This window comes from Akkermansiaceae bacterium (assembly GCA_024233115.1).
Classification (GTDB): domain Bacteria; phylum Verrucomicrobiota; class Verrucomicrobiia; order Verrucomicrobiales; family Akkermansiaceae; genus Oceaniferula.
On record JACKQB010000004.1, the window covers coordinates 223182 to 236788 of the forward strand.

Below are 13607 nucleotides of genomic sequence, written 5' to 3' on the forward strand. Positions count from 1 at the left end.
GTATTTTCGCACAGAGCCAGATACAATATCTCTGGCCTGAACTTGTGTCTATACCAGATCTCCGACTTCCCTGTCTATGTCTCACGGAGTCAAAAGTATGACGTATCGTCTCAATTTGCTCGACTCGGTGCGGGGAGCTGTTTACACGGAGTACCGTGAATAGTAGCTGCGCGGAAAGATCCCATGCGCTCTGGATATATGCACCTATCGCGTATGAGTCGGAGGTTCACCGTGGAATCTCTCGCTGTGCCAGCCAAACCGGTGCCAAGGTCACGGTGGTGTTGCCAAACACATTCCGCCATATTGATGTTTCCGGCGCGGTGGGGGTCATCAGCGCGTTAGAACCCCCGGGGCTTCTATCCGGACTCAATGCCTTTGTGCTGCAGTTGGGGGTGCCCGTCGTGGACCTCGGACTGAATGAACCCCAGCTATCACTTCCTAGGGTGCTGCTCGATTACAAGGCTGCGGGCAAGCTCGCCGCAGAGCAGTTCGTGGCACACGGTGTCCGCAATTTGCACTACATGGGATGGTGCGGTGGCCGATGGCATGATGATCTGCGTATCGACGGCTATCAGCAGGCCGCACGGGCAGCAGGTCTGAAGGTTCATGTCACCGCCTTCGCCGATGCCGGGTCGCCTGTTTCCGAACATATCGACCGGGCACTGGCGCAGATGGCGCTGCCAGCCGGAGTGTTCTGTTCCTACGACCGGGTGGCTGCGGATGTGCTCAGGGCGGTGAAAAAGCGCGGCCTGAGGGTGCCCCAGGACGTGGAGCTCATCGGAGGGCAGCACAGCGAGGTTGATTCTGCCTATACCGACCCGCCATTGACGAGCATTGACCTGAATCTGGAGCAGCAAGGATTCACTGCTGCCGAGCTCTTACATGCCCTGGTATGCAAACACCCCCATACACCCGACCGCGTGGTGGTCCCTGGCATCAGCCTGGTGGAGCGCCATACAACCTACCGCGAGCAACCCGAGATGAGGGAGGCATTGCAATACATTGAAAGAAACCTCGGTACCGATCTCTCCCTGGATGACGTGTGTCGGGCCGCTGCCGCCTCCCGGTCCACATTACAGCGGCGCTTCAAACAATACCTGGGTCACGGCGTCATGACCGAGGTGAAGCTCCGGAGAGTCGAGAAAGCCAAAAGACTTCTGCTCCAGACCACATGGAGCGCCACGGAAATAGCCGGCAAGGTGGGCTACGAGACGGCGGCGCATTTTTACCGCACCTTCAAGGAAGTAGAAGGCATCAGCACAGGCCAGTTCCGCAAACGGTCACGCGAACAACAGTCCTAGCCCGCCCCTGACGCAACACGCCCCTGGAGGAGGCTCGCTTTAGCTGGTTTTGCCAGCAGCCCGACAAGCTACTCAGTCCACTCAGCGAGAGCCTCGGCCAGGGCCGCTGATTTTTTAACATGGAGGTTTTCACCGACCTCGATGGTCGCCCGTTTGCCGGTGCCGCTCTGGAGGTGGATCTCGACAGGAGTGTCACCGGGGTGCTGCCTGAGCACATCCCTGATCGCCTGAAGGTCCTTGTCATGATGACGGGCCACCCAGAGCGTGATCTGGACCGCGCCGTTGTTCGTGTTTTTCCGGGGCTTGAGCTCCTTGATCTGGGAGCCTGTCAGCCTGAGGGTCTCGGTCCGGTCATCGACTTGCACACTTGCCTGGAGCCGGATCACATTCCCGGACATCAGCAGATTCGCCTCACGGGCCGGGCTATAACTCTCCGACCAGCACAAGACCTCACAGCTCCCGGTAAAATCCTCGATATGGAGCACACCGAAGGGTTTTCCATTGCGGGTCACCTTGTGTTCGACGTGTTTGATCATGCCGGCGAAGGGGTAACGGGCACGCTTGTCCTTGGTGTCAAGTTCGTCAAGCAGGCCGATTTTCTCAAACCGGTCCGAGTCGATCACGCCACGGTACTTGTCAAGCGGGTGGCCGCTGGTGTAGCACCCTAACAGTTCTTTTTCATTGGCGAGTCTTTCATCCTTGCTCCACTCCTCGATTTCCCCGTTAGCGGTCGACTGCTCGGGATCGGGCGCGCCGCCGGCAAAATCCATGGTATCAAACAAGGACACCTGGCCTTGCGCGCGGTCGCGCTGGGCGGAGCTGGCGGAAGCCACCACTTGTTCAACGCGGGCAAACATTCCGGCGCGGGTTTCGCCGGTCCAGTCGAGCGCCCCGGCCCTGATCAGGTTTTCGAGAATACGCTTGTTGACGCTACGGGAGTCGAGTCGATTGGAAAAGTCATCCAGGCTTGCAAACGGTCCGTTTTCATTGCGTTCGGCGACGGCGGTGGCCATGGCACCTTCACCGACGTTTTTGATCGCGGCCAGCCCGTAGCGGATCGCCATTTTCCCGGACGGGGTTTCCTCGGGTGCGAAACGGAGCTGGGATTTGTTAATGTCCGGCGGCAGGATCTCGATATCCATGCGGTGGCACTCCGATACGAAGATACCGAGTTTGTCGGTATTGTTCAGCTCGTTGGAGAGCAGGCCCGACATGAACTCGACCGGGTGGTTGGCCTTCAGGTAGGCGGTCCAGTAGGAAATGTGGCCGTAACAGGCGGAGTGGGATTTGTTAAACCCGTAGCCGGCGAACATCTCGATTTTATCGAAGAGTTTGTTGGCAAGCTCCGGCTCGATGTCATTGGTCTCCTTGGCTCCCTTGACGAAATTAACACGCTCTTTCGCCATCTTCCCCGGGTCTTTCTTACCCATCGCACGGCGCAACAGGTCGGCACCACCGAGTGTGTATCCAGCCAGCACCTTGGCGGCGTTCTGCACCTGCTCCTGATAGATCATCACGCCGTAGGTGTCGCTGCATATTTTTTCTAACAACGGATGCTCATACTGGATTTCACTCTTACCCTTTTTGACCTCGATCATTTGATCGATAAACTGCATGGCACCCGGTCGGTAGAGCGCGAGCAGGTCGATGATGTCGTCGATTTTATCGATGCCATACTTCCGGCAGGTTTCCACCATTCCGCCGGATTCCAGCTGGAACACCCCCATGGTTTCGCCGCGGTTCAGGAGTGCAAGCGTGGGTTTGTCTTCGAGGGAGACATTGTTGATATCAAAGTCGGGTGTGTGCTTCCTGATATGGTTGACCGCGTCCTGGATGACGGTCATGTTCTTCAGTCCGAGGAAGTCCATTTTCAACAGACCCAGCTCGGTGATGGCATTCATATCACACTGGGTGACCACCTCGCCCTCGTTTCCCCGGGTCAGGGCACAGTGGTCGTCGAGCGCACGGTCACCGATCACGACACCGGCGGCGTGGACACCGGTGTTCCGTTTCAGGCCTTCAAGTTTGAGGGCAAAGTTCCAGAGTTCCTGCCAGGTGGTGCTGTTCTGGATGATTTCGCGCAGCTCCTCTTTCTCATCGTACTCCTTCTGGAGTTTCACCTTGGGTTTGACCTCGATCATCTTGGCCAGCATATCGGCGTCACTGTAGCTGATACCCATGACGCGGGAGACATCGCGGATGACACTCTTGGCACCGAGGGTTCCGTAGGTGATGATGTGGGAAACGGAGCGCTCGCCGTATTTCCGGCGGACGTATTCGATGACCTCGGGTCGGCGGGTCTGGCAGAAATCGATATCGACGTCGGGGGGACTCACCCGCTCCGGGTTGAGGAATCGCTCGAAGAGCAGGCCGAAGCGCATCGGGCAGATATCGGTGATGCCCATGGTGTAGGCGACGAGTGAGCCGGCCGCCGAGCCACGGCCCGGCCCCACGGGGATGCCGTGGTCGCGTGCCCACTGGATGAAGTCGGCGGTGATCAGGAAGTAGGAGGCGAAACCGAGATCGTTGATGGTTTTGATCTCGTAGTTGAGCCGGTCATCCAGGGTTTTCTGCATCACCTCGACGCTGACTCCTTCGGTTTCCGCGAGTTTTTCCAGTTTTCCATCGGCATAGCGGTGCGCCAGCCCCTCGAAGCAGACCCGGCGGAAATACTCCTCCCGCGGCGAGCCGTCGGGTGAGTCAAACTGGGGGTATTTGTCCGAACTGGTCGGGTCCAATACCAGCTCGACATTACATTTTTCTGCAATCTCGAGGGTGTTGTCACACGCGCCTGGAAAATCAGCAAACAAGGCGCGCATTTCCTCAGCCGTTTTGAAGTAGTGGTCCTCGGGGTAGCGTTTCCTGTTTTCATCTAACAGAAGTCGTCCCTGGCCGATACAAATCAGCACATCCTGCGCCTCGGCATCCTCTTTGTGCAGGAAGTGGACGTCATTGGTGGCTACCATTTTCACGCCCAGCTCTTCGGAGAATGACTTTAACTGTGTGTTGATCTCCTGTTGGATTTCAAGGCTCTGGTCATTGAGTTCGAGGTAGAGGTCTTCGGCGCCGAAGATATCGCGCAAGCCGATGATCTCCTTGCGCGCACCATCCACATCATGGGCATGCAGCCACTCGTTGACCGCGCCGTTGACACAACCGCTCAGGCAGACCAGGCCTTCGGCAAACTTGGCGAGGTGTTCGCGGTCGACCCTTGGTTCGCCAAGGTAATCACCCTCGAGGTGGCCAATGGAGACGAGTTTGACGAGGTTTTCCCAGCCTGTCTTGTTTTTCGCCAGCAGTGTCAGGTGACTGGAGTTCTTCCTGCCGGGGACTTCTTTTTTATGATGGAGTGATGCCGGTGCCAGGTAGACTTCACAGCCCAGGATCGGTTTGACACCGGCATTGCGGGCATTCTGATAGAACTCGACGGCGGCGTATAGATTACCGTGATCGGTCATCGCGACCGCAGGCATACCGAGCTCCGCAGCACGGGCTACGAGCTCCTTGGTACGGACGGTGGAATCAAGGGTGGAGTATTCCGTGTGGACGTGAAGGTGGACAAATGACATCGGGCTGCGCCAGCATAGGGAGACGTGGCGCGGCTTGGCAATGCGTGAGTGAGATCCGGGGATATTATTTTCCGCCCCACGTAAATAAGGATTCTACGTAGGGATAGATCTAGAGTGGACTCGTAATGTAGACCACGGATTGCGCGGATCCCGCAGCTGCGGGACTGATTGCACATCCTCCGCATTCAGGATGGTGAATTCTCAACCTAAGCTCAGTTTAAAATCTGCGTAATCAGCGGTAGAATCAATTGTTTCTCAAAACCACTCTCCCATTATGAGCGCCGGATGATTACAAATCCTCCCGGTTCCGCTCGGGCGTACACCAGTCGGTGTTCCAGAAACGGTGCATTTCCTCGGCGCTGGGGATCTTGACAGGCCGCACGATGCGGAAGCCGACGTGTTGGCTATCGGTGTGATACCAGACACTTTTGGGGATCTGCGGGTCTTTGCTCTTCCAGCCTTTGTCCGACGGCATGCGTGCGGCACTCCGGGTGGTGGCCGGGGAATCGTCCCAGCTGCCACCGCGGACCACACGTGGATAGCGGGTGGTGGGCACGTTCCATGGGTTGATGGCGCCCTCTTTGATCTGCTGGTAAAAATCCGTGCTGTATTGATCGAGCACCCACTCGGCGACGTTGCCGTGCATATCGTGGAAACCCCACGGATTGGGCTCCTTGAGGCCCACTTCCTGGTAGGTGAAATTCGAGTTGTCCTCATACCAGGCGTAATCGCCCAGCTTCTCCTCATCGTCACCAAACGACCAGCGGGTGGTGGTGCCGGCGCGGCAGGCGTATTCCCATTCGGCTTCGGTGGGGAGCCGGTAAAAATGACCCGTTTGCGCGCTGAGCCACTGACAGAACATGCTGGCGGCGTGGTGGGTCATATCCATCGCTGGATGATCACCATCATTGACAAAGGCGTTATTCAAAAACATGTCATGGTACTGCGGAGTCGGCTGGCAGACGATGGTGGCGAGATCCTCCTTGCCGGTGGGGTTCATCAACGTGCCGTCCTTCTCGCGCGCCACGCCATTTTGATAGAACGGCGTATAGAACTTCCAGCTGATCTCGTGTTTGGACATCCAGAACGGCTCGATTTTGACCTTTTTCTGCGGCCCCTCGTCGGCGTTGCGCTCCTCCTCGTCCTCCGGTGAGCCGAGTAGGAACTCACCACCTGCCACCGGCAACATCGCGAGCTTGGCACCACCCGCCTTGGGAACAAGTTCGGTATAGGCGTCCAGGCTTGTTTGGGCTTGGGAGTTTTTGACAACCAATGCGTGCACCTTTTTGGTCACCTCGAAGTACTTCGGTGCCGGGATATCGACCGCGGCAGGTTTTGCCTCCTCGGCACACAGCGATGTGGCCATAAACGACAAGATCAGTCCGGCTGTCCTAACGGGCATGGTGGCTGCTGGTGAGTTGTGGGACATAGTGAAAATGAGTAGGTTCTTGCGGTAGGTTTGATGCACCGTAAATACCGTTGCGAGCTAGTATTCTTTCAGAAAATGGACGCCTAAACCGCTCAAAACCAGTGCATATTCCGCCATCGACCGGTGGAGGATTTTTTAAACAAAACATTAAACCTTAGCGATGTTTTAACCTTCCTAGATTGACAACGCAAGCTGAGTTGCTAGAATGTGCGCCCGGAATAGCGACCGGAAACAACCCAGACAGGATTGATGCAAAACCCCGAAATGATCACCTTTCATTGCCCGAGTTGCGGCATGAAACTCCAAGTCCCGGCCCAGATGGCGGGGGTAAGCGGACCCTGCCCGGAATGCTCCGCCACCATCACGGCACCTACCCCCGGTGCTCCGGCTGCCCCTGTCTCGACTTTTCCCACGGCACCCGTCCCCCAACATGCTCAGCAGCAGCCTGTTCCGCAAGGTATGCCACAGGGTGCAGCCGTGCAATCAGCCCAGGCCGCCCAGATGGCCCAGCCCAGCAGGCCCGCGGCACCCAATCCACTTCAGCCGAACTCGACCAACCAAGCCCGCGAGGCGATGGCAAGGCAACCTGATCGCCAGGCGGCCCATGCCCCACCAAGGGAGCGTATGATGCCCCGGGCGGAACAGCCCAGACCCAGGGCTCGCTGGATGCGGGTGATTTTCCCCCTGGCTTTCCTGATCGTTGCCACCGCCCTCGTCCTGGCTGTGCTCCAGGCCGTAGGGATCTTTAACGTATGGGACTTCAATAACAACAAAGGTGAACTCATCAGCACGAAACCCAACGGAGAGCGCCCGGGTGACACCGTAGGCGGAACCGGCCGGGCAGGAGAAACGAAGGATGGAAGTGGCGGCGGAAGCCGTGGCGGCAGTGCCGACAACCCGGCAGCTAAGACCGGCACAGGCGAAGGCGCCACCACACCATCCGTCCCGGTGATGAAGGATACCCACGAAGATGGAGAGTTTCCTGAGCTTCAACTTCCACCATCACCTACAGATGGCCCTGGCACAGACACCGGCAAAGGATCAACGGATACTACCGGAGGGGGTGCAGGTATCGACACCGCTTTGGACCCGCCCGGCGAGCCAGCTCCTCCCGCCAATCCATCCGACAGCCCACCGATCCCGTCCACAGCCGATACAACCCCTGCGGGCACCAACGAGGACAGCAACCCATCAAGCCCGCCCAAAGCGGGCTTTCTTGCCAACCAGAATCTCAAATTATTCCTGGATGCGACAACACTCGACGAGAGGATGGCGCTGATGTCCAAAAGCAAACACAGCCGTGAAACCCTGATGGCCAGCTGCCTCGCCGGCCCGCTCAAACCCGTCAAATCCATCCGCATGGTGGAAATGGTGCCCAGAATGGAAGATAACATGACCCAGTATCTCTATTTTGTCAGCTTTGAGGACCCGGATGAAGACCAGCAGCGACACCGCATTGTGATGCAAGTCGTTGAGCGCCCCGGCATCCATCCACCCAGGATCCATGGGGACGCCTTTATCGAGCACTACGAAAAAAAATTCACCAGGTATGCCAAGCACCCTAACAACGAGGTCACCACATTCCACTGTATCGCTGAAGCACGCACCGCCGACCTGGCCCGGGATATCCCCAAGGAGCTGAAAGCCAACATGGTCAGGCTCGTCATCAAGAGCCACCCGTCCGGTGCCTCCATCTTTGATGCCTACCTGAATAAAAACTCGCCCCTGATGGAAAAAATAGGGTCGCGCAAGGACTTTCCCTACACCGAGCCCCGCTTCTGCGTGCTGTCTTTCCGGTGGAACACCACCGACCCCAACCACCCATACATCGAGCTGAACGATATCATCAGCCAAGGGTGGGAACACTAGCGTCCTGCACGTTTTTGATGGACGCGATGAGCCCCCTCCGGATGCCGGGCGTCCCGGCCCGGTCTCATGGCGGCCCCCTGTGATCGTTGCACCCCGCACCCGCCATCATGCAGGCGGTAAAATCAGCGGTGTGTCTCAATTGACACGTATGAAGGAACGGCTGGCATGGCACATGCTTAGACCCGAGTTGATTGATCCGTCGACATCCCATGGATCCATTCACTCTTACTGAACGAACAAGCATCAGCCATGAAAGCCCACCCTAACTACAGAAAAGAAAAAACACCAGGTTTTGCGTTGCGAGAAATGATCACCTCACTCGTCATTATCATCCCCCTCGCCTCGATTGCCATTCCCACCTTTAACTACATCCAAAAAGCAAGCAGGGAAAACAAAACCCTCGTTCTTGTCAGGCTCATTTCCCATGGACTGGAGGATTACCGCCGTGATTACGGAACCTATCCTGTTGCTGACGGCAAGGCGGGCAGTAGTGGGGAACTCTACATCGCCCTCTACGGGGATGCGGACGGCGATGGCTATGTTGATAACGAAACGAATAACTACCTCCCGTCACTCAACCCTCATTCAGCTAAAAGCAAGACGCCAACCCGTGCATCCAACGAGGGTTACCTCATCACCGACAGCTGGAACAACGAGATTTACTATCGCAGCCCGGGATTAATCAACCCTCGTGACGACTTCGACCTTTGGTCACTGGGGGTCGATGCCAAAGGCGGGCCGGAATCAAACAACCGGAATGCCACGTCCAACGACATCTGCAACTGGTAGAAACCACCTGCCACCCCACACTGTCGGCTAACAGGAATCTAGGGCGCGGGAGGGGTTGCAGCCTCCTCCGCCTGCCTCTTGATACAGACAAACGCCATCTGTCGCTGGTAACGCGGGATCGATGAATCCGTTGACAGCTTGATCATACCGAAGGCAGGCAGGGACACATCCTTGGGGCTTACCACCAGCTCATACTCCCATCCATCGCGGATGGTTTTGAGTTCATAGGAAAAATTGTCGTTGGTGCCCGAGTGATTGAGGATACGGATCGGCTGGCTGTTGTTGACCTTGAGCTTCACCACTTTGGCCTGTTTGCCGCCATTCTGATCCCAGAACACAGTCTTCGGCGTCACCTCGAACAACACCGGGATCGTCAGCGCCACCGTCAGCACGGAGGATGGCGTTTCCTCCCCGTCTTCAGCCGTCCAGAGAAGCACGGTTTTCTCCACCAGGCCGGAGAAGGAGCCGAGTGCAAAATCGACTTTCAGCTCACCCTTCTCACCGGGTTTGTATTCCAGCTTGCCGCCCTTGACCTTGGCACTGAGACAGGAGCAGGCGGAGTCATAACGCGCGATGGTGATGGTGCGATCCGTTTTGTTTTCGAAGGTGTATGGCACGGTGACCTGTTTGGCATCCGGGGCTGCCGTGATCTCGATACGGGTTTTTTCGAATGTCAGTCCGGCGCGCGCAGGTTCCGCTGCCGGCGCCCCGGCCTTTTCACCACCGGCATCCGCCACCTCGGCCTGAAGCCGCTTGGTCTGGTCGACGGGCGGGGTGGCACGGACCTCCTGGTTTGAAATCAAGACAGAGCCAGCAATGAGGGTAACCAGCAGGACTGCGAGAGCTATGAGTGGGCGCATTATTCTTTCAGTGAGATTTGAATGAGTTCGACGGCGATGATCAGCGTGCCTCCACGCCATTTAGGGCCAAGGATCAACAGGGGGCGGCCCTTTTGCAGGACGGGATCGCTTTTCATCACTTTACGGCGGTGTTGCCAGAACTCAAGGTCGAGTCGCAGACCACCATCAGAGGAACGTCCGCGCGACTCAAAACTTAGTAATATTTCCTCCGATGGCTTCAGCGGCGTCAGCCAGTTTTCATAACTCCGGTAAACGGGTTGCGTATCGGTGCCGAGCTTGCGGTAGTGTTTGAAGCTCATTTTGTCCACACTCCGCAATCGGTTGGCGGTGGCATCGGCGACGGCCGGCAGCTTGTCACCCAAGGTTGCAGGATCGGCATCCGTGCCGATAAAAAGCGTGGCCCTGATCTTGCCGACCACCTCCTTCCCCCTGTCAACCCCTCCCTCATCGGCGCGGGCAGAAACGGCCAGTAGAGCAACGTGCAGACAGAGGACAGTGAGCAGGCCGGGTATCTTGTTCATCTTGGTTTACGCTTGGTTGGTCGGGGTGGAAAATCAGAAGACCATCTCGCTGTTCACCATCACAGCACCGGCTTGACCCGGTTTTCCCCGTGTGGGCTCACCCACCATTTCCAAGTCGTCGGGGATATCCTCGAGGCCCTCCAGGACGATGACAGTGGCGCCGGCATCGTCGGACTTGAACATATCGGCACTCACATCACCGTCCGGGGTATAGACCGTGGGTGCTGCGGCAACGGTGTAGACGGGAGAAGCCGGCGTAGGATTTTCACCCACTTGGGTGCCCACGTAAAAACAAAGCGCCATCGCGGCCGCCGTCACAGGAAGGGCAAGCCACCTGCCAAAGTTCTGCCAAACTCCGGCTTTCCGGGGCGCCACGGTAACAGGCGGCTCATCGTCAATGTGACGGAGAATCCTCTGGTTAAAAAAATCGGCGTAGGGTGGCTCGACGCTGGAGGGAATGCTCGCCTTGATACGGGCGCTGATCGCCTGGACGGCGTCGCGCTCGGCCAGGATTTCCGGGTGTTCCTGGGCCCATGCTTCGATCCGGGTGAGTTCATCACCTTCCAGCTCACCGTCCATCCAGAGGGTGAGTGTGGTTTCATCGGGTTGTTTTTTCATGGCATTCGTTGGTTTTTTGAGTTCTAAATTGGGAGTTTACCCCCGCTGGGGGCCAAGATAGGCCTGAAGATTTTTGCGTGCGTAGTGGAGTCGGCTCATCACGGTTCCGACCGAATTTTCGGTGATTTCCGCGATTTCCTTGTAGTCGAGCCCTTGCACCTCACGCAGCAGGATGACCTCGCGGTGCTCCTCGGATAGTTTGGCGATGGCCGCTGCAATCTGTTGCTGCAGCTCGCTCTGCTCGAGCGCTTCGTCCGGGCGAATGTTGTGGGGTGGTGCCGTCGCCGCCCCGGCGTCGATCCTGTTGGCGTCAAACACCTCGTCATTGAGCTCCCCGTCACCCTCGATCCTCCGTTTCCGGAGCCAGTCATAGACGACGTTGTGGCTGATACGAAACAGCCAGGTGGAAAAACGGGCACGCGCCTCGAAGCCGGGCAGGGCTTTCCACGCCTTGATAAAGGCCTCCTGGGAGAGGTCCCATGCGTCGGCGTCGTTTTTGACCATATTGAAGATCATGGCATAGATTTTTCCACGGTGTTTGGTGACCAGCCGGTCAAACGCACGGGTATCGCCTAGCTGGGCTTTTTTTACCCACTCGGCATCCTCGTTCGACGTTGATTCCGGTGCCACATCACTGTCACTGACGGGGCCTCCACCGGGGACTGGGTCCGGCGGCACGGGTCCTTTTAATGGGTTGGACGCAATGTGTCTGAAAATATTCATGGAAATGACAAAGATCGTCAGCTTGGCGATACCGCAAACCATGACGGGGAATCCGGGTCTTGGCAAGACGGTGTTTTTCCATCCTTCCCGTGCTTCTCCGACCCTATTTACACCCGATTATGCCCGGTTCTGAAAAAATGACATCATTGCACACTTTTCCTTTCGCATTTCCTCACGTCGGGTCTAGGATTTCCACCAGCGATGCAATGTGACTACTGCGACAGTAAGGCGACCGTCTTTTTCACCCAGATTATCGACGGCAACAGCAACAAAACATGCCTGTGTGAGGCCTGTGCCGCCAAACACGGTGTCACCGATCCGGAAGGTTTTTTGCTGGGTAACATGGATGCCTCCCACGACGACGCCAAGCCCGCCCCCAAGGCTCCCAAGTTTAACGTCCCGATGGGCAATGAAACCATTGAACTTCCCTTGACCTCCGCCCATCCCACCAACAAGGCGGTCTGCCCCGGGTGCGGGTTCGCCTTTGACGACCTGAAAAAGACTGGCCGGCTCGGCTGCAGCCAGTGTTACCAGTTTTTCCGTGATGCCATCAAAAACAACCTCGTCGGTATGCACAAGGGGACCTGCCACACAGGCCGGGTGCCCGAGGGCATGCTCGAGGCCTTCGAAAAACGCCAACGGCTCGAGCAACTCCAGCTTGAGATGAACGAGGCGATTGACGCCGAAGACTACGAAACAGCCGCCGCGCTACGCGATGAAATCCAAAACCTATCCAAAGAGACATCCCTGGCTCCCGAAGCCTGAACCCCGGTGCCCGTATTGAAATGATGCGATTCTCAACACTCCTGAAACATCCCGCCGACTGGATGACCGGCACGGACGCCGACAGCGCGATCGTACTCACCAGCCGTATCCGCTTGGCGCGTAATATCACCGGCGCCCCCTTCCCCGGCTGGGCGCGCAAGGAGGAGCGTATCGAGATCCTACCCATGCTGCGCGAAAAGATCGAGGCTCTCCCGGAGATGAAAGATGCCTTTTCCCACCAGCTCAGCGAGCTTTCATCCGTGCAGAAACAGGTGCTGGTCGAGCGCCACCTGATCAGCCGGGAGCAGGCCGCCCGCAGTGACGGCAGTGCCGCGGTGGTCAACCGTAACCAGACACTGAGTGTCATGATCAACGAGGAAGACCATCTCCGCCTGCAGTCCATCCACTCCGGACTGCACCTTCGCGAAGCCTACGAGCTTATTTCCCAGGTGGACACGCAGCTTGAAAAAACCCTGCCGTATGCCTTCGACCACGAACTTGGATACCTAACAGCCTGCCCCACCAATGTCGGGACCGGACTACGGGCATCCGCCATGCTTCATCTTCCCGGCCTTGTCATCAGCGACCATATCGGCCAGGTGATCCAGGCCGTCGGCAAGCTCGGCCTGGCCGTGCGCGGCATCTTTGGTGAGGGCACCGAGTCCCTCGGCCACCTGTTCCAGATTTCCAACCAGTCGACCCTGGGAGAATCGGAGGATGACATCATCAGCAGGCTGGAACGGGTCATCCAAAGGGTTCGCGACCAGGAACGCAATGCGCGCACCAAGCTTGTCGAGGATGACCCGCAGATGATCGCGGACAAGATCTCGCGCGCCTACGGTCTGTTGAAATTCGCCTACGTCATCGATTCCAAGGAAGCGCTGACGCACTTGTCATTGATCCGGCTGGGCAGCGACATGGGTTGTTTTCCAAAAGATGTCATCCAGCTATGTGACACGTTGCTCATGGACATCGAGCCCGCCCACCTGCAGAATCTGGCCAATCGAAAACTTTCGCCGGAGGAAAGGGATGCCATTCGTGCGGAAATTATCCGTAGCAGGTTGCAAAACCTTCCAACACCTGTTATTGGTTTCATCGATAGCCATTCTGATTTCATCAACACACAGCCCGACACGCCACCCAGTTCACCCCCATCCGCATAA

At 57.3% G+C, this 13607-nt stretch carries 11 protein-coding genes; 5 read left to right on the forward strand and 6 right to left on the reverse strand.

Annotation, left to right across the window (positions count from 1 at the left end):
• Nucleotides 1-155: 155 nt before the first annotated feature.
• Nucleotides 156-1301: a substrate-binding domain-containing protein gene (locus H7A51_11975; protein ID MCP5536934.1), complete on the forward strand. Its 1146-nt coding sequence runs from the start codon at nt 156-158 to the stop codon at nt 1299-1301.
• Between the two features lie 68 nt (nt 1302-1369).
• Here H7A51_11975 and dnaE read toward each other — a convergent pair whose 3' ends face one another.
• Complete coding sequence (dnaE, locus tag H7A51_11980; protein MCP5536935.1) at nt 1370-4870, reverse strand: DNA polymerase III subunit alpha; 3501 nt, start codon at nt 4868-4870, stop codon at nt 1370-1372.
• Nucleotides 4871-5159: 289 nt separating this feature from the next.
• Entirely contained in the window at nt 5160-6299 is a 1140-nt protein-coding gene (locus H7A51_11985; protein ID MCP5536936.1) for a formylglycine-generating enzyme family protein, read from the reverse strand.
• 294 nt (nt 6300-6593) lie between these two features.
• Here H7A51_11985 and H7A51_11990 point away from each other — a divergent pair, with 294 nt between their 5' ends.
• Nucleotides 6594-8168: a hypothetical protein gene (locus H7A51_11990; protein MCP5536937.1), complete on the forward strand. Its 1575-nt coding sequence runs from the start codon at nt 6594-6596 to the stop codon at nt 8166-8168.
• A 249-nt stretch (nt 8169-8417) separates the two neighbouring features.
• A complete protein-coding gene (locus H7A51_11995) occupies nt 8418-8957 on the forward strand; it encodes a type II secretion system protein GspG (GenBank protein ID MCP5536938.1) in 540 nt (179 codons plus the stop codon).
• Nucleotides 8958-8995: 38 nt separating this feature from the next.
• Here H7A51_11995 and H7A51_12000 read toward each other — a convergent pair whose 3' ends face one another.
• From H7A51_12000 to H7A51_12015, 4 genes are read right to left on the reverse strand one after another with little or no spacing between them, the layout of a single operon-like run.
• Nucleotides 8996-9817, reverse strand: coding sequence for a DUF1573 domain-containing protein (locus tag H7A51_12000; protein ID MCP5536939.1), 822 nt, complete (start codon nt 9815-9817; stop codon nt 8996-8998).
• The gene (locus tag H7A51_12005; protein ID MCP5536940.1) at nt 9817-10338 is read right to left on the reverse strand and encodes a hypothetical protein; all 522 of its coding nucleotides are present in this window, start codon (nt 10336-10338) and stop codon (nt 9817-9819) included. Before H7A51_12005 ends, H7A51_12000 begins: the two co-directional genes overlap by 1 nt.
• Nucleotides 10339-10371: 33 nt before the next feature.
• Entirely contained in the window at nt 10372-10956 is a 585-nt protein-coding gene (locus H7A51_12010) for a hypothetical protein (protein ID MCP5536941.1), read from the reverse strand.
• A gap of 36 nt (nt 10957-10992) precedes the next feature.
• A complete protein-coding gene (locus H7A51_12015; protein MCP5536942.1) occupies nt 10993-11679 on the reverse strand; it encodes a sigma-70 family RNA polymerase sigma factor in 687 nt (228 codons plus the stop codon).
• 201 nt (nt 11680-11880) lie between these two features.
• Between H7A51_12015 and H7A51_12020 the strand changes: the two genes are divergently transcribed.
• Both H7A51_12020 and H7A51_12025 read left to right on the forward strand, forming a co-directional pair.
• Nucleotides 11881-12444 carry a UvrB/UvrC motif-containing protein gene (locus H7A51_12020; protein ID MCP5536943.1) on the forward strand — a complete coding sequence of 188 codons (564 nt, stop codon included), beginning with the start codon at nt 11881-11883 and terminating at the stop codon, nt 12442-12444.
• A gap of 23 nt (nt 12445-12467) precedes the next feature.
• Entirely contained in the window at nt 12468-13607 is a 1140-nt protein-coding gene (locus H7A51_12025; protein MCP5536944.1) for a protein arginine kinase, read from the forward strand.

Bases quoted from the DNA above. Each gene is read 5' to 3' on its own strand.
- H7A51_12015 (MCP5536942.1), bottom strand. From the start codon at position 11,679: ATGAATATTTTCAGACACATTGCGTCCAACCCATTAAAAGGACCCGTG.
- H7A51_12020 (MCP5536943.1), top strand. From the start codon at position 11,881: ATGCAATGTGACTACTGCGACAGTAAGGCGACCGTCTTTTTCACCCAG.
- H7A51_11990 (MCP5536937.1), top strand. From the start codon at position 6,594: ATGAAACTCCAAGTCCCGGCCCAGATGGCGGGGGTAAGCGGACCCTGC.
- H7A51_11985 (MCP5536936.1), bottom strand. From the start codon at position 6,299: ATGTCCCACAACTCACCAGCAGCCACCATGCCCGTTAGGACAGCCGGA.
- H7A51_11995 (MCP5536938.1), top strand. From the start codon at position 8,418: ATGAAAGCCCACCCTAACTACAGAAAAGAAAAAACACCAGGTTTTGCG.
- H7A51_12000 (MCP5536939.1), bottom strand. From the start codon at position 9,817: ATGCGCCCACTCATAGCTCTCGCAGTCCTGCTGGTTACCCTCATTGCT.
- H7A51_12010 (MCP5536941.1), bottom strand. From the start codon at position 10,956: ATGAAAAAACAACCCGATGAAACCACACTCACCCTCTGGATGGACGGT.
- H7A51_12005 (MCP5536940.1), bottom strand. From the start codon at position 10,338: ATGAACAAGATACCCGGCCTGCTCACTGTCCTCTGTCTGCACGTTGCT.
- dnaE (MCP5536935.1), bottom strand. From the start codon at position 4,870: ATGTCATTTGTCCACCTTCACGTCCACACGGAATACTCCACCCTTGAT.
- H7A51_12025 (MCP5536944.1), top strand. From the start codon at position 12,468: ATGCGATTCTCAACACTCCTGAAACATCCCGCCGACTGGATGACCGGC.